Here is a 17530-nt window from a genome sequence, read left to right as displayed (position 1 = left end):
AAATAGTTTGAGTCAGAAAATAAAAAACGTTTTGGATGCTTGAAATGTTAAAGGGAGAAATTTCGTCAGAACTATTCACTTAGACACTGGAGTTTGTTTCACCATAATAGATGACCCTGAGTTTATTTTACTCAAAGAACAACAATCGAACAAAACAAAAAAAGAGTAGCGGAAATACACACTTCCGCTCTCCTTTTGCATAAAAATCAAAAAGCGTAGATAAAATTGTCCTTTTTGGACACTAGATTATCCCAGCTTTGGTCCCAATTACAGCGTCACGCCAAGCAATCCGCGGGTGATTTGAAAATCAACGTTACCCTGTTCAAAGAGACGTGGAGTATAGCTTTCCTCGATAACTTGCTTGCAACGCTCCAGAATCTGGCCGTTCCAATTAGTAGGAATGCCGGTCAGTAACAGATCCAAATCACTGGTGTAGGTCTGTTGCATGGTCTGCTCTGTTGCCACTTGCAGCATAGGCACAAATGGATGCGTCTGCATTGGCAGACGATTCACCAGTGCAATCATTAACTCCACACCTGTAGCTGCCAGGCCTGTGATAGTCTCGACCCAATGCTCAGTTGGTGTCTCCATGATGTGGAAACCGGTGTTTCGGGCATGTTCGCCATAGGCCAATGACGGCTGGACATTAGGAACTGCCAATAGATTATCCTTGTATGCAGGTTTTGAAAGCAATTCGCTGTTCTCAGGGACGACCACCGTACCACCTGCGCCGACAATCATTTTTGTCAACAATGCAAGTTGATCACCAGCTTCGTTTGTAACAGAACCATCGCTTAAGATTCCAATACGTAGAGATTCCAATCCAACTGTTTTCTTCGTAGTCGGCCCGGTTTGAGACAATTGATCAGCAAACCAAGCTTCTATCTTCTCCGTTGCCTTTTCAATTCCGCCGTCAAGTTGAATACTGGCATAGCCAAAACTGCCAGGGTCAACACCCATCTCCTCCATCTGGTGACGCATAAAGTCATTATGGGTTTTTTCACAGCCATGTTCCAATAATAGACAATGCCTGACCAGCGGATGGGTGATATAGCTAACCATTGTACGAGTATACATCTGCTCAGATGGGCCGGCATTATTTCCGCATCCTTCTGTGTGAGCCAAGGCCACAAAGCGCGAAAGATGCTTGTGTTGACCAAACTCCAGTTGGTTGAGACGTATTGCAATCTTCTTTGCAACCTGAGCGGAACAAAGACTGGTCGGCAGGATCAAGCCAATGCCCTCACTGTCGCGAGTGAAACGAATAGGGTAGGCGCCTGCATCCGTTCGAATTGCAATCGGTTCCCCCTTCGGTAGAGGTGCATTGAGCAATGTATCCAGTTTGCTCGCATCGTTTTGCCGCCAGTTGCGCCAGATCTGCACCTGTGAATGGCCAGCCTTCTCACCAACGCTTAGCTGACCAGAGGCAGTCTGTATCAGCAGTTCAAAGGATTGCTTACCTAATTCATCCATGGACATGCCTTCTTGATACAGACCGGCATTGATATCCATATCATTGGCTAGCAATTGGAAGCGGCGTGTCGTCGTTACCACCTTTAGAGTAGGTACAAAAGGAAAGTTGGTGACCGAGCCGTTACCTGTCGTAAACATAATCATATTACAGCCAGCAGCGACTTGCCCAGCGATACCCTCAAGGTCATTTCCAGGGCTATCCATAAAGTGGAATCCTGAGTCTTTCATTGGTTCAGCATAGTGAATAGCATGGTCGAGGCGGGTAGCCGGGTCTTTCTTGCGGGCTGCGCCAATTGACTTGAGGTATATGTTATACAGGCCGCGGTATTTGTTGCCGCCGGATGGGTTTCCTTCAGCGCTGGCGCCATGCCAAGCAGCACGCTCCTTGAATTGTTCTACAAGGGTTAAAAATTTGCGGGCGGTTTCCAAGTCTCGTACTTTTTGTAACACATAGGACTCAGCGCCAATTAACTCGTCGGTTTCAGCTAGATTGGCGGACCCTCCGTAACGAACCAATTCCCGTGAAATCCAACCTAACAGCGGATTAGCGGAAATCCCTGAAAAGGCGTCTGAGCCGCCACATTGCAGGGCAAGCTTTATATGGCGAATGGATTCAGGAGTCCGTTCCATGGCATTGACCATTGGTAACCAATCACGAACAATCGCTTCCCCTATGGTCAGGTTTTTTTTAAAGCTGGCTTTGATTGACAAGAACTGATGTAGAACATCATCCAATGGATAGTTGTGTTCGCGCAAATATGCCTCAAGCATCTTGTTGGTCACAGTTTCGTTGCCATAGTCTACGATCAAGACAGCACCCACGTTAGGATGGACGATAAACCCAGATAAAGTGCGCAGTAATAGGTCCAGGTTATTCGGTTCTTCAACCCCCCCCTCAGTATGAGCCACAGGGACAATCCCATCGACTTGGGGATAGTTCTTTAATTCACATTGAAGACTGGCCGCAAGTTGGGTAACATAGCTCCCCGTAAGTGAAGTTGTACCCAACAGGACAATCGTGTTGCGGGTGCCGACACCGCGGGCTTGGTTGCGCCGATATCCCATAAAGGTGCGCGTATCCGGGTAAGCGGGCAATTTAGGAGCTGGTTGGAAGTTCGTCTCGTCAAGGTTTATTGGTTGAGAATAATCCACAAAATTAGGCGTTGCCGGTAACGCAAGGTCCAGCGAACGCATACCAAGCGCGTCCAACGCACCTTGGTTGATAACATAATTTCCAGGCTGAATTGCTTGCAAAGCCAAACCAAAGGGTAATTCCCATGAGAGTAAAGCTTCACCAATTGCGATCGCTTTCACAGCGAAGCGATGTCCTTCCATGACGGTGAAATCCAAGATAAGGGCTTTCCCTTGAAAGTAAATGATTGTACCAACTTCCAGTTGGCGAGTAGCAACAGCAACATTATCTCCGGGTAAGGGGAGTCTGGCTACCTCATCAAAGTTGTAAGATGCGTTCATAAATTTCTAACTCCTTTTTTAAGATTTAACTTGAGTTATGTATAAACCCATAGTCAGGATCTTTGCTGGTCACCAATAGAAAAGTTGAGGATGTTTATGCATATTTTATATCATAGATTGATAGTATTAAACTTTTAAAATCAGAATATTCTTTATAATCGTTAATTCAAAAAAGGCCATTCAAGTTTGACTTTTAAAAGACCTGATTTTTTTCTTTTAAAATTTGTCGGTTCACCAAATGGTTAGACTTTTAGTTCTTTTATGTGATGAACATCATTTGTGAACACACGTTTATCATTAAGAACGGATCAGTAAAAAAATATTTTATAAAATGCAACAAAGGTATAAAAAAGAATCAAAAGGCAAGAGGCACACCTGGCTATTATCTGCCAGTGTGCCTTTTTATAACTATACCCATGTTATCCTTTAATAAAGACAGTTTTGGTAGTGGTAAAGAATTCTTTGGCTGCTTCTCCTTGTTCACGTGAATGAGAACTTGAAGCCTTCATTCCGCCAAATGGTGCTTGTAATTCAACACCAGCTGTTTCGTAGTTTACTCTCACAAGGCCGGCCTCAATATCGTCAATAAAAGTAAGAATTTGGCCTATATCTTTTGTAAAGATCGAAGCACTTAGTCCAAATTCAACATCATTGGCTACTTCAATTGCCTCTTGAACCGTTTCCACCTTCATCAATGCCAATACAGGTCCAAAAATTTCCTCTTGGGCAATAGTCATACTTGGAGTAACCTTGTCAAATACCGTTGGGTTGATAAAAAATCCTTGTTTTAGTTCCTCAGACTTTGGGGAGTCGCCGCCAATAAGTAATTCAGCGCCTTCTTCAATCCCTTTTTGAATATAATATTTTACCGTACCATACTGAGATTCAGACGCACATGGTCCCATCCATGTGTCTGCATCTAAACCATTTCCCACTTTAATCTTTCTCACTTCTGCAAGTAATTTTTCTCTGAATTCATTGTATACACCGCTTTGAACAATGACACGGCTGCTGCAGGTGCATTTTTGTCCGGTAGATTTTAGTCCGCCGCTTAATACGGCAGCAAGGGCTTGGTCAATGTCTGCGTCATTGGCAATGATAATCGGATTTTTACCGCCCATTTCCAACTGGTATTTAGCACCGCGTGCTGTAGCCGCTTGGCCAATTTGCTTTCCAATAGTGTTTGATCCGGTAAATGATACAGCTTCGATATCTGGATGCTCGGCAAGTCCTTGACCAATTACGGATCCTTTACCTGTTACAAGGTTAATAACTCCATTTGGGAAACCAGCCAGATCGAAGCACTCCACTACTTTTGCAGCAGTTACGGCTGCTTCAGATGCAGGCTTCAAAACGACAGTATTTCCGTAAATTAGGGCTGGTGCTGCTTTCCAAATAGGGATCGCGCAAGGAAAATTCCATGGTGTAATTAAACCAACAACGCCTAACGGAACGCGTTTACTAAACTGCAGGGCAGTACCGTCTGATGCTGGAATGATATCACCCATTTTTCGCATTCCTTCACCAGCGTAAAATCTTAAAATAGCAACCCCGCGAGCAGTTTCTCCTTTTGCCTCCGGGAAAGTTTTTCCCATTTCTCTTGTCATCGTCTCGGCAATGACATCGATGTTTTTTTCGATCATATCTGCTGCCTTATATAACAGATTGCCTCTTTCTGCTCCGGAAAGCTTTTTCCAAAGTTTTTGAGCCTGCTTGGCTGCTTTGACTGCTTCATTTAAATCCTCTCTTGTTGAGCTTTGTACGTATCCCACTTCTTCCTTATTAGCAGGATTAATGCTTGCAATTACTTCCTCAGAAGAAGCCGCTTGCCAGCTCCCATTAATATAATTCAAGTATGTTTTTGCTTGCGATAATGTTTTCATGATGATTCCTCCTCTTAATTTAAAAGTGAATAATTTTTTTCAATTTGCACTGGATTGCGTAAGACACCGATTCCTGAAATCTCAATTTCAATAACATCGCCATCTGCCAACGTAAAATCTTCGTCTGGAACAATACATGTACCTGTCAGTAGCACGGTCCCATCAAATACCACATTATCTCGTAATAAATAAGAAACTAACTCATCATATTTTCTTTTTAATTGCGATGTATTGGCTTGGCCTTTAAATACCATTTCAGCATTTCGGTAGATACGGCAAGTAATGTCGAGATTATAAGCGTCTTCGACCGTCTCAGCTAAACGAATACTTGGTCCGATTGAACAAGAATGTTTCCAAATTTTTGCCTGCGGGAGATATAATGGATTTTCACCTTCGATATCCCTGCTGCTCATGTCATTTCCAATGGTATAACCGACAATATCACCCTTGCTGCTCAAAACCAGTCCCAGCTCAGGTTCAGGAATCTGCCAACTGGAATCAGTTCTGATATAAACAGGTTCATCTGGTCCCACGGTTCTATGTAAGGTTGATTTTATAAATAATTCTGGCCGTTTAGACTCATAAACTTTGTCATAAAAAGATTCACCTGTTGCTTTTGACTCTAAATTTCTGGCATCCCGGCTTTTTATATAGGTCACCCCTGCAGCCCAGACTTCTTCCGGCTGAATCGGCAAAGTCAATGTAAGGTCTTCCAGCTTTGCTTCGATCGGCAGCGAATCTTGAATGGCCTGTTGAACTAACGATAAACAGGTCTCATTTTTGATTTCTGCTTCCTTCATCATTTCTAAAAAACTCTTATATTGTAAAAGGTAGATTTGGGCACTGTCAGTCAGTACAGCCAGCTGGATTGATTTTTCCTCCTGTTTAACGCAAATAATTCTCATTAAAGAATCCCCTTTGTTTTATAATATAAAACTCCGTTCTCATTTTAATCTATAAAAATATTTATGTGAAGTGTTTAAACATGCAGGTGAAAACGAATTAAACTCCCCCCTTCGATCATTCTATTTTTAAGCGTTTTCAAAAAGTTGAAGAGTCTTAGAAAAACTCCTGGACAATAGTTGCTTAATATTAAAGTTAGTACCCTTTTCCATTATTGTCAATGAATATATTTTAAATTTTGCTAGTGCATACCAGAAAACTTGTATATATCTGTCATTAATATTTTAGATGATTTTCTTTACCGAAATCTTAACGGGAGAACATAGCAGAACGCCTCAAGATGTGAATATGTGAAAAGGGTTACAAAATTTGATTTTATTTGAAACAGCAGAGGTCGGGTAAGATTACATTCACTCGAAAGGGGTGATACGAGTGACTGAACGATATTGGGTTCCTGTAATTGATAGTAACCGACCCTGGAATGCAATTTTTGGCACATGCATCTGCGATCGGAAAAATCCAATTAACTCAATACAGTTTTCATGAGCTTCAGGAACTTTATTCAGAAAAGGAACTTGAACAGAAGAGCCCTTATACAATAAAAAATATTGATGAACTTTGGCGGCAATTAGAGTCTGCAAAACAAACAGGATACATTTGTGAAGAGCAAGAAAGTTCGCTTGGATTCTATTGTTTTGCAGCCCCAGTGTACAATTATGAAAATAATTTACCACATTGGATAAGCTTAACGAAAGCGCGTTCGCTGTTTTCTTTCCTGTAGTTAAGAATTTTTAAAATTTTCCGAAAGCTATTGACTCTTTTGCTTCTCCTAATTTATCATCGTATTAAGAAATAATGTAAAACTTGGTTTTATATTATAGAACAAATTATAAGGAGGGGTATTCTTGGAAAAAACGAGGCAAATTATTGAAACATTGGGGTTTATCACGAAGGAAAATTATGAATTGCCTACATCAACAAAAACGTTTGCAGATGGGGCCCAATACCGAATTGAAATTCCGAGTTGTGAAGGAGTAAAATCACTCGAAGCCGTTCTTCAAACAGCAGAAAAACTGGATGTACCGATTCACAGGATTTCTCAGGGAAGCGGCATTATGCTTTACACTGATGCTGAACTGAGTGAAATGGTGGATCTGGCAAGACAGGAAAATAGGGAACTTAGTCTTTTTGTAGGACCTAGGGGAAACTGGGATATTAACCCAATGCCATTCTCAAGTGCTGGTAAAATATTTGGACAACGGATTGAAAGCATGGAACAAATGGTTCATGCTATTGAAGATATTAAACGGGGCTGCGATGCAGGGTTGCGCAGTATTCTTGTTGCAGATGAAGGGCTTTTATGGCTCGTTAATGAGTTCAAAAAGCTGGGTGAACTTCCAAATGATTTGGTTATCAAGATTTCGGTGCAAATGGGTCAATCGAATCCTGTTTCAATCAAATTAATGGAGGGAATTGGTGCGGATACTTTTAATGTACCAACTGACTTAACATTAGCCCAACTTTCTGCAATCCGGCAAGCTGTTGATATACCAATCGATGTTTATGTGGAAGTCCCTGATGATTTAGGCGGTTTTATTCGTCATTACGATATTCCGGAAATTATCAGAGTGGCAGCGCCTGTTTACATTAAATTCGGGTTGAGAAATGCACCAAATATTTATCCATCAGGTACACATCTTGAAGAAACCTCCATTGCTTTTTCAAAAGAACGGGTACGGCGTGCAAGAATTGGTTATGAAATGATTCAAAGGTATGCTCCGCACCTAAAAACAACAGATTTGTGCACAAAGCGTGAGGGTGTACCTGCAGAAAAAAAGGTTCCGACAGCAATTTAATGTAAGAAACATTGTCTGCTATTCCTCAAAATAGTAAGCTTCATATAAGCATCTAATGAACAAACCAAGCAGATCGTTCCGATGATGTTGGAAGCTGGAAAGCAAATATCAATAGAATTAGGCCACCGTTTATAAGAAAGATTTGCTTTGGCAACGGAACATGATTTTATATTATAAAACACTTTTCCTAGACATGATGTTTGGTGGGGAGGTGATTTGACCGGTATTAGGTCCTCAGCAATATTCTAATAATTTAAATGTTTGCAATTTCTTTGAAACGGTTATTAATCTAATAGTCATTCAGTGAACATCAATTATAAAGAAGGAAGACCCACCTGAGTAAACCAGCTGTTAGTATGAATAACCGTTCTCCAAGGCGTTAAACAATTCAACACGTACGAGATACATAGACATAGGATTAACGCTATTATCTTTTGAAACCGTTTTCAATTATTTGGATCACGCAAACCTTTCAGTTGTTGGCGAGGTTAAGAGGGCAGAAAATTAAGAGTTTTAAAGTTTGGGGCCCAATCGTTTTAGGAGGTAGCATTAATGAAAAAACCTAGAATTAATAATCCAATTAATCCTTATCGCGATAATGTTCAAGGGAAAGCAAACGAACCGATTACCGTTGCCGGATTACTGGACCGCGCAAAACGGGTTTTAGGTGATGAAGCACCAAAAGGTGATTGGACGTTAGGGGAAATTTACAATCGTCTTGAAGAAAATGCACCGCGAATTGCCATCATTGGCGGTTCAGCCGATCATCCTGCCCATATTTTAGATATTCAAACCGTCTCACGGGCTGCGATTAAGATCTGGGAAGAGGGCGGTGTTCCATTCTACTTTAGTACACCTGTCCTATGTGATGGAACAGCGCAAAGTAATATGGGAATGTCTTATTCGTTGCAAAGCAGAAATGCAATTGCGGAAATCGTTGTCAACCAAATGGAAGCACATTCCTATCATGGAGCTTTTGTGATCCAAGGATGTGATAAACAGCCATTGGCAGTTTTGAGTGGATTGGTACATCTGGACCGGGTTCGCCGCCGCAGAGGTGAAGCTCCGGTTTTTGCTACGTTCTCACCTTCCCATGTATTAAGAGGTGGAGAAGTTCCAAAGGCTTTACAAGAGGAATTACGTGCAGTAGCAGCAAAAGCTACAGAAATAGGACATCAGAATATTTCAGATGATTTACATGATGCTTTAAGTTATATTTTACAATGCAGCTCCAATACACAATTCCAAGGCGTACTGGAAAGAGCTGTTAATGTTGGTGTTATTACACATGAGCAACATAAAGAATATGAAAAACAATTAGCCATCCATACATGTGATGCTGCCGGCGGAGTATGTGCATTCCATGGAACAGGTAACAGCTCTCGTGATGCAATGGCTGGATTCGGTATGGTTCACCCTAATTTGGAATTATTGACTTCACCTCCAACGAAAGAACAATTATCTCCAGCAATCGAATCTTTATTTTCGCTTATCAACCGGGAAGAGTGCGGTGTAGCGGATATCGTCGGTGCGAATATTGCCAATGCCATTCGTATCCACAGTGCCGGTGGAGGTTCTTCCAACTTAATAATGCACATCGTTGGTGCGATGGTCTATGCAGGATATAATTTCAGTCTATTTGATTTAGAGAGAATTCAACAAGAACATCCGATTCCGGATTTATTCAGCTACAGCTTGACTGAAGGAAGAGATATCTTTGTTCTGGCTCAACAAACATGCCCTGGCTTAATTCGCGGAATGGAAACTCTATTCTATGAGTTAATCAATAACGGTGTGCCAATGGATGTAGATGCCATCACGGTAACAGGGCAAACCTGGAGAGAAAGACTTAGCAACACAGAAAATTTAAGTGCAGATGGCGTGAAGGAAAATCAAATCATCTTAAGCAAACCTCGTCGTGCATTTAGTGGCGTAGATGTATTACGCGGTAACTTCTTTGAAAGTGCTGTTGTAAAAATAAGCGGAATGACTACGAAACAATTAGATCAATTTGATGAAAAAGCATCTTTTGTTTTATACTTTGAAAATGAAAGTTCAGCTAATGAACAGCTTCTTAATGAACATCTTTTAGATGAATTAAGAGAACGCAAAGGCTTCCGGTATGAGCATCTTTTACAAATGTGGAAACATAATCAACCGGAAACTTTCAATGAAAGTGAAGGCTTAGATTACGTTGCATTGTTTAATAGAATGGTTAAGGATAGAACCTTAAAGCTAACCATTGTTATTTCAGGACAAGGACCTGAAGCATTTGGTATGCCTGAAATGTTTACACCAATGCAGCATATTAATGCAAACCGTCAAATTCAATCCATTGCTACACTCATCAGTGATGGACGTTATTCAGGCGTTTCCTATGGTGCGGCTATCGGCCATATGACTCCTGAAGCATATCGTGGAGGCGGTCTCTTATACTTACAAGAGGGCGACCTGTTACTTCTGCGTTTCCGTTCAAAACACATTGAACTCCTTGATCCAACTGAATTTGCTAATGGTAACGTAGTGCTTTATCAAGGCGACCTGGCAGCTAACAGAGCTGAATTTGGAGCAGAAAGAAATGCTGCGATGAAGCAAAGACAACGTCTTGTTGCCGCATCCAACCGCTTCATCGGATGTACAGATGCATCTGAAGGTGTTGTTCCGCTTGCAGTCAAAGAGGATGCGGAAATACCTTCTTTCCATACTAAAAAAAATTTAGTAAGATTGTAGACTATATTCCGGTTGGAGCAGGTGATAGATTTGCGCTGTGTACTGTCGGGATTATAGCAAAGAAGATAAAACCAATTTTATATTGTTAGTCTTTAGTGAATGTGACATTAGGTTTTCATGCTGAATGAAATAAATAGTTGGCACATTTACAAACCGAATTTTTAACAGTACACATTAACAAAGCTTAAAAAAATTAACTTTTCCAATAATGGAGGTAAATTTATGCCGAATACTCAAACGAAAGTTCCTAATGGGCGTTGGCTTCATATTATTCCTGCCACGATAATTGTTTACATTGTAGCTTTCCTTGACCGTTCGAATATCAGTTTTGCCATTGCCGGAGGTATGAGTAAAGAGCTTGGGATGGCAGCCAGTGTATCCGGTTTAGCAGCCGGTATTTTCTTTATTGGTTATTTGGCTTTGCAAATACCTGGAGGGCATGCCGCTGAAAGCGGCAGCGCGAAAAAGTTTATAGCCTGGACGATCGTTTTCTGGGGTCTTGCCGCAACCCTAACAGGTTTTGTTCACTCCACATGGCAGTTATTAACGATTCGTTTCTTACTGGGTGTTGCAGAAGGTGGGGTATATCCTGCTATTCTTACCATCATCAGCTACTGGTTCCCTGAGAAGGAGCGTGCACGTGCAAATGCTGCGTTCGCAATGAACATAGCGATCGCTAATATTATTAATGGACCTTTATCAGGTTTACTCATTCAATATGCAGGCTGGCGAAATTTATTTATCGTTGAAGGTGTAATTTCTATTGCATTGCTTGCAGTTTGGTTACCATTAATCAGCAACCGTCCCCGCGAGGCAAAATGGATCACGAAAGAAGAATTGGATTATATTGAGTCCAACTTAGCAGCGGAACAGGCAGCAGTTAAAGCACTTGGCGAAGTTAAAAAAGTAACAATGAAAGAAGTTTTCGCAAGCATCAATGTTTGGAAATTAGTTCTTGTTTATTTCTTGATGCAAGTAGGCTTCTACGGTTTCTCTCTATGGTTACCAACTTTGTTGAAAAATCTTAATACTGGCAGCGGGATAGGCATGATTGGTTTCTTAAGTATCTTCCCATATATCATGTGTATTATTGGGCAATTCATCTTTGCAACGCTTTGTGATAAAACAGGGAACCGCAGACTTTACACATCTCTTCCTATACTTGGATTAGCCGTGTTCCTTTCATTGGCGATTCTCACTAGGAGTAACGTTTGGGTTTCTTACGCATTTATGGTACTTGTTGGAACATTCTTGCAAGCGCCTTCAGGCCCGTTCTGGACACTGGCTCCATCGCTTTTACCAGCAGAAATTGCAGGAACTGGCCGCGGTTTAATTAATGCTTTAGGTAACTTGGGTGGATTTGTCGGGCCATATATGGTTGGTTTCCTTGTCCAATACGTCAATCAGGATGCAGGTTCATGGTCTTTAGTTCTTTTCTCAGTCGCTGGTGCCTTGATGGTGTTTACACTTCCAGCCACTGTTAACGGTACTCATGGTCAAAAGAAATCAGCCTTTTTAGATAGACGGTCAGTGCAGCAAAACCACTAAACACAATAGAAATAATAGAATGAAATAAAACCCAACAGTCGACGGAACGGTGCAAATGATTATTAACTTTGCACCGTACTTTTATTAAATATAATAAACTAAAAAATTAAACGTTTACAAAAAACAGACTTCTAGAATTAGTAAGAGAAAGATCCAACCTAAGACGAATGCACTCCTTATTCATCCAAAAGATTCCGTTGCTGTTGCAGTTGAAGCCTTAAATGTGGGGGATCTTCGGTATACATAGTAAATGAAAAAGAAAAACAAATAAACAAACCTACGATAAGATGAAAGACAATATCGATTTGGATGTATTGAGGATTAACTATCAGATTGAAATGAGGAGGCGTAAAATAATGGAATCACTAGATTTAAGCAAATTTCCCAAAATTGAGTTACCTCGTTTTCTAAAAATTAAACAACATTTTAACACCCAAAAGGTAGAAGACATTCCCGCTGAGGTTCGAGCTAAGATGGAACCTTATTTGCAAAACTTGGCTGGAAAACGAATTGCTGTCGGTGTAGGCAGCCGGGGAATAGCCAATATTGCCCTTATTACCAAAACAGTAGTAGAAACATTAAAGGATGCAGGCGCATTTCCGTTTATTATTCCTGCCATGGGAAGTCATGGCGGGGCAACTCCGGAAGGTCAAGCGAAAATGTTGGCAGGCTTTGGAATTTCCGAAGAAACAATGGGTGTTCCTATTTATGCATCTATGGATGTTGAGCCAATCGCGGAATTGGAGTCGGGATTTCCAATTTATGTTTGCAAAAGCGCCCTTGAAGCAGATGGAATCGTGATTATTCCAAGAATCAAGCCGCACACTGCTTTCCGAGGGCCTATAGAAAGTGGAGTTCTGAAAATGCTTTGTATTGGGCTTGGGAAACAGATTGGTGCTGACTCCCTCCATATGCAAGGATTTGCTCGTTTTCATGAGGTGATACCGAAAGCTGGGTGTATGGTTGCTGAAAAAACAAACGTGCTTTTCGCAGTTTCAGTGATAGAAAATGCGTTTGATGAAACATATAAAGTCGAAGTTCTTCCAAAAGTTGATATAATCTCGATGGAACGGGAAAAGGACCTGCTGGAGGAAGCAAAGCATATTATGGCCAGCATTCCCTTTCCAAAATTTGATGTTCTGGTTATTGAAGAAATTGGCAAAAACATTAGCGGTGACGGCCAAGACCCGAACGTGACAGGTCTCTTTTTCGGAAAGCATATGAGCGGCGGACCCGAGTTTAAGAAAAGTGTCATCTTTGACGTCACAGAAGAATCTCATGGCAATTCGCTAGGTGTTGGGATGGCTGATGTAACTACAAGAAAGCTGTTCGATAAAACTAATTTTGTATATATGTATATGAATGCCTTTACCAGTACTGAGGCAGCTACTGTTAAAATACCTATGGTTGCTGCAACATCTGAAGATGCGTTAAGAATGGCTGTAAAAATGTGCAATCGTGTAAAGCCATTTGAACATAAAATTGTTTGGATTAAAAACACCTTGGAATTATCGGAAATAATTATAAGTGAACCGCTGCTTTCCGAAGCGCAATCTCTCTCGAATATTGAGGTGCTATTGGACCCTAGTGACCTGATTTTTATCAACGGCGAACCACAGACTGCTCTGTTAACACCAAACAACTCAGTTATTTCAAAAGGCAGATAAATGGTTGAATGCAGTCATTTTTTTATCAATAAAATGACAGATTTAACATGCAGCTAAGGGGGAATACGCATGAAAGAGAACTATGGAAAGCCAGCTTATTTCGGCCAATCAACAGACAAGTTTAACAAAGCCAAATAATAAAAAAGAAGGCAAATGAAGGATAGATACACTATTTGTTTTCCTTTATAGATGGTGGCTGGTATGGCTTAATATGAATTTGCACAATATCCTGAAAAAGTTGAATTTTGGAGAAAAAGGGTGTGATGTAATCGAAAAAAGATTGGGTGCCAGTTATTCAAGAATGTAATTACATCCCATTTAAGTAATAATATTCATAGTTTTTCAATTTTCGGTATTTGAGGAGGAATGTTTGATGAAAGTTGGGTTTATTGGTTTGGGCACCATGGGTCATCCAATGGCACAAAATTTGCTTAAAAAGGGATATGAATTAACAATTTACAATCGTACAAAAGAAAAAACAGAACTTTTAAAACAGCAGGGGGCAGCCGTCGCCAATTCTCCAAAAGAAGTTTCATTGCGAAGTGAAATCGTTTTTACGATGTTGACAGCAGATGCAGCTGTCGAGGAAGTAGTGCTTGGCGAAAACGGGATTGTAAATGGGGTTCATTCGGGATTAATAGTGGTTGATTCAAGCACAATATCTCCTTCAACAAGTAAAAAATTAGCAGCTGCACTTTCCCAACATGGAGTTGACATGCTGGATGCACCGGTTACAGGAAGCGAACCGCAAGCCATTCAAGGGATCTTAACTTTTATGGTTGGCGGAAAAAAAGATTTATATGAAAAATGCATGCCACTGTTTTTAGCAATGGGACAAGCAGCCTATTTTATGGGTGAAAATGGAAAAGGTTCTTATACAAAATTGGCAAACAACACGATGGCTGCGATCAATCTCTTGTCTTTTACAGAAGGAGTCACAATGGCAACAAAAGCTGGAATCGATCCGGAAATTTTTGTAAATGTTGTGAGCGGCGGTGGAGCAAGAAGCGGACAGGTTGATAATAAGGCTTCAAAAGTATTCAACCGTGATTTTACCCCACACTTTATGACGCAACTTATCCATAAAGACCTTGGACTTGCATCAAATGTTGCAAAAGAATTAGAAATTTCAACGCCGGTGCTGGCCCTGGCAAAAGAAATCTTCCAAATGGCAAAAGCAAAAGGATATGGTTCAGAAGATATGAGCGCAGTCATTAAGTGCTACGAAGAATGGGCAGGAGTAAAAGTTGAAAAAGTTAAACAAACTATATAAAAATCATTAAAAACAATAGCAATACTTTTGCTGTTGTCAGACAAACGACTAAATTGTACTAAGATAAGGATGAACTACTTTATAAAATTAAAGATAATGAAGGATTGCACTTAAACAAACGGGGGCATTTGTTGAAAAAAGCTATTGAAATAAATATAATAAAATGGCTCAGCACTAAGGGGCCATTTTATTTTTCGTATTATTTTACAACTCCACCTTGATACCACTTACTTAAATTTAATAATAGTTTTAAAATATATATAACATATATGTCATATCATATATTCGATATATAACTTATAATTTATGTTATCTTTATTATTGTTTTCTATGTTATTGTCTTTATGACCGCTAATTCTTTTTTAATCGTAGAAATGTTCTTATCACGTTCTAAAAGGTGGCTTAACGAGTTGTTTTATATATGTAGAAAAACATCTATCAGAACCCCCATTTTGATAAAATGGGAGAATTTTATTCTATATTAAGATAATTGTAATCCATATAATTATCTTGTTTTTTGTATGGATTTTATATGTTAAATTAAAATAAATTTAGCCATTCAGGATGTGAATCATATGAAAAGAGAAATCAAATATGGATTGCATTTCGTACGGCTTTCCCATATACAGTCCCCATTTTTGCAGGATTTGTATTCTTGGGAATTGCTTATGGAATCTACATGAATTCATTAGGTTTCAGTGCAATTTACCCAATTCTGATGAGTTTAACAATATTTGCAGGATCAATGGAGTTTGTTGCAGCGAATTTATTGCTTGTTGCGTTTAATCCGATTAACGCCCTTTTTCTAACCTTAATGGTGAATGCACGACATTTGTTTTAGTGCATTTCGATGCTGGTTAAGTAGTAAAACATTTAACAAATTAAAGGGGTAGGTAATAGTGAAAAAGAAAATTGTTGAAAATCAAATTTAGGAAAAATACTACGAACAAATTTATAAGCAACCATGGAGGCAGTGTCGTATCGTAAGGATCATTATTTTATTGAACTTGAGGAACATGTTGAAAAAGAGTAAGAGTAAAGATTTAATAACATCATCGTTAGGATAGTCAAGAGTTGGGTTAGAAACTAGCATAGGAGAAATACTGATTAATTAGAGTATATTTGAAATAGCTTTATTAGGAGCTATACACTACGCAGGGGAAGCCCAATTTTTAATATTATTCCAATACAAAATGAAGACCTTATACAAAATTGGAGGGGCTGTAGTGTCACAAAAAATTCCTTTTTCTTTTATAATAATTTTAGGTTTTATGCTATTTGCATTGTTTTTCGGAGCAGGAAATTTAATTTTTCCACCTATGCTTGGGCAATCAGCTGGTACGAATGTATGGATAGCCAATGCAGGTTTTTTAGTTACTGGAGTTGGGTTACCATTACTAGGTGTCACAGCATTTGTTTTTTCAGGTAAAGATGATTTACTATCTTTTACTAGTCATGCACATCCGTTATTTGGTATTGTATTTACGGTTGTACTTTATCTAGCAATTGGCCCTTTTTTTGCTATACCTAGGGCTGGTAATGTGTCTTTTGTCATTGGTGTTAAACCTTTCCTATCTAATCATGCGGGTTCCATCCCTTTATTTATATTTACAATTTTATTTTTTACTATTGCATGTTTTTTGTCACTTAATCCTACTAAAATTGTCAATATAATTGGGAAAATCCTAACGCCTATTAAATTAACATTTATTGGAACACTTGTAGTAATAGCTGTTATTCATCCAATTGGAAACTTTCAAGCACCATCTAGAGATTACACTGCAAATGTATTTTTTAAAGGTTTTCAAGAAGGTTATTTAACACTGGACGCACTTGTTGCTTTTGTTTTTGGAATTATCATTGTGAATGCAGTTAAGGACAAAGGGGCCAATACTAAAAAGCAAATTATGACTATTTGTGCAAAAGCAACGTTAATTGCTGCCACACTCTTAGCTCTTATTTATACTGCCCTTTCGTATATGGGTGCTTCTAGTGTTGAAAAATTAGGTCGTTTAGATAATGGTGCTGAGGTTTTAGCAAAAGTTTCAGACTATTATTTTGGTTCTTATGGTGAAATTTTATTGGGATTAATGATCACAGTGGCATGTTTGACGACAAGTGTAGGACTTATCACTGCGTGTTCTTCTTTTTTCCATAAATTATTTCCGAATATCTCTTACAAAAAATTTGCTATTATTTTGTCTGTTTTTAGTACAATTGTTGCAAATATAGGATTAAATGCACTAATTGCGATTTCAATCCCTGTATTACAGACCTTGTATCCAATTGCTATATGCTTAATTTTCTTAACGTTTTTACAATCTACATTTAATGGTAGGTCAGAAGTGTATCAAGGTAGTTTGATATTAACATTTTTTGTGAGTCTATTTGATGGTTTAAACGCAGCTGGAATACAAATTGAAGTAATTAATAATTTTTTCACTCGGTTCCTCCCAATGTATAATATAGGGTTAGGTTGGCTACTTCCAGCTATTGCAGGCGGGTTATGTGGTTACATTTTTAGTGTATTACGGAAGAAAAAACTTAGTTCTCGTGTAATTCGATTAAATAATGATCATTGATTTAATTATTTCTTCTTTTGCAGAAGTAAAAAGAGAAAAGTAAGAAGGGATAGTACAGTTTTATTCATCTGCTGTCACTTTTTAACAGTATAGAACCCATACCTGGGGTACCGACGGCAAAACGCGGATATTATACGGTAAG

The 17530-nt window shown here is 39.4% G+C and carries 10 protein-coding genes and 1 pseudogene; 8 read left to right on the top strand and 3 right to left on the bottom strand.

Going from position 1 to position 17530, the window contains the following annotated elements; all coding sequences use genetic code 11:
- Window positions 1-267 precede the first annotated feature (267 nt).
- From J2S10_RS12605 to J2S10_RS12595, 3 genes are all read right to left on the bottom strand, one after another.
- The gene (locus J2S10_RS12605; protein ID WP_307408196.1) at window positions 268-2946 is read right to left on the bottom strand and encodes a UxaA family hydrolase; all 2679 of its coding nucleotides are present in this window, start codon (window positions 2944-2946) and stop codon (window positions 268-270) included.
- Window positions 2947-3365: 419 nt separating this feature from the next.
- Entirely contained in the window at window positions 3366-4829 is a 1464-nt protein-coding gene (gene gucD, locus J2S10_RS12600) for an alpha-ketoglutaric semialdehyde dehydrogenase GucD (protein ID WP_307408193.1), read from the bottom strand.
- 14 nt (window positions 4830-4843) lie between these two features.
- Window positions 4844-5734, bottom strand: coding sequence for a fumarylacetoacetate hydrolase family protein (locus J2S10_RS12595; RefSeq protein ID WP_307408192.1), 891 nt, complete (start codon window positions 5732-5734; stop codon window positions 4844-4846).
- A gap of 458 nt (window positions 5735-6192) precedes the next feature.
- On the opposite strand from J2S10_RS12595, the gene J2S10_RS12590 reads away from it, so the two are divergent.
- The 8 genes and pseudogenes from J2S10_RS12590 (at window position 6193) to brnQ (ending at window position 17388) form a co-directional block, all read left to right on the top strand.
- A complete protein-coding gene (locus J2S10_RS12590) occupies window positions 6193-6513 on the top strand; it encodes an IclR family transcriptional regulator domain-containing protein (RefSeq protein ID WP_307408191.1) in 321 nt (106 codons plus the stop codon).
- Window positions 6514-6637: 124 nt separating this feature from the next.
- Complete coding sequence (locus J2S10_RS12585; RefSeq protein WP_307408189.1) at window positions 6638-7588, top strand: U32 family peptidase; 951 nt, start codon at window positions 6638-6640, stop codon at window positions 7586-7588.
- Window positions 7589-8140: 552 nt separating this feature from the next.
- Window positions 8141-10318 (top strand): dihydroxy-acid dehydratase domain-containing protein, encoded by a 2178-nt coding sequence (locus tag J2S10_RS12580; RefSeq protein ID WP_307408187.1) that lies wholly within the window; start codon window positions 8141-8143, stop codon window positions 10316-10318.
- 222 nt (window positions 10319-10540) lie between these two features.
- Window positions 10541-11866 (top strand): MFS transporter, encoded by a 1326-nt coding sequence (locus tag J2S10_RS12575; RefSeq protein ID WP_307408185.1) that lies wholly within the window; start codon window positions 10541-10543, stop codon window positions 11864-11866.
- A 356-nt stretch (window positions 11867-12222) separates the two neighbouring features.
- Window positions 12223-13533 carry a nickel pincer cofactor-dependent isomerase, group 22 gene (locus J2S10_RS12570; RefSeq protein WP_307408183.1) on the top strand — a complete coding sequence of 437 codons (1311 nt, stop codon included), beginning with the start codon at window positions 12223-12225 and terminating at the stop codon, window positions 13531-13533.
- 373 nt (window positions 13534-13906) lie between these two features.
- The gene (locus J2S10_RS12565) at window positions 13907-14806 is read left to right on the top strand and encodes an NAD(P)-dependent oxidoreductase (RefSeq protein ID WP_307408181.1); all 900 of its coding nucleotides are present in this window, start codon (window positions 13907-13909) and stop codon (window positions 14804-14806) included.
- 592 nt (window positions 14807-15398) lie between these two features.
- A pseudogene (locus J2S10_RS12560) lies at window positions 15399-15644 on the top strand (AzlC family ABC transporter permease); the annotation flags it as partial.
- A gap of 355 nt (window positions 15645-15999) precedes the next feature.
- Complete coding sequence (gene brnQ, locus J2S10_RS12555) at window positions 16000-17388, top strand: branched-chain amino acid transport system II carrier protein (RefSeq protein WP_442417889.1); 1389 nt, start codon at window positions 16000-16002, stop codon at window positions 17386-17388.
- The last annotated feature ends 142 nt before the right edge of the window (window positions 17389-17530 follow it).

It is taken from the genome of Neobacillus ginsengisoli, assembly GCF_030813055.1.
The sequence above is the reverse complement of the archived record's forward strand: the minus strand, read 5'-3'. Positions and strand labels throughout refer to the sequence as shown.

Coding starts and splice junctions, on each gene's coding strand:
- J2S10_RS12595 (WP_307408192.1), bottom strand. CDS start 5,734: ATGAGAATTATTTGCGTTAAACAGGAGGAAAAATCAATCCAGCTGGCT.
- J2S10_RS12575 (WP_307408185.1), top strand. CDS start 10,541: ATGCCGAATACTCAAACGAAAGTTCCTAATGGGCGTTGGCTTCATATT.
- gucD (WP_307408193.1), bottom strand. CDS start 4,829: ATGAAAACATTATCGCAAGCAAAAACATACTTGAATTATATTAATGGG.
- brnQ (WP_442417889.1), top strand. CDS start 16,000: ATGAAGACCTTATACAAAATTGGAGGGGCTGTAGTGTCACAAAAAATT.
- J2S10_RS12570 (WP_307408183.1), top strand. CDS start 12,223: ATGGAATCACTAGATTTAAGCAAATTTCCCAAAATTGAGTTACCTCGT.
- J2S10_RS12605 (WP_307408196.1), bottom strand. CDS start 2,946: ATGAACGCATCTTACAACTTTGATGAGGTAGCCAGACTCCCCTTACCC.
- J2S10_RS12565 (WP_307408181.1), top strand. CDS start 13,907: ATGAAAGTTGGGTTTATTGGTTTGGGCACCATGGGTCATCCAATGGCA.
- J2S10_RS12580 (WP_307408187.1), top strand. CDS start 8,141: ATGAAAAAACCTAGAATTAATAATCCAATTAATCCTTATCGCGATAAT.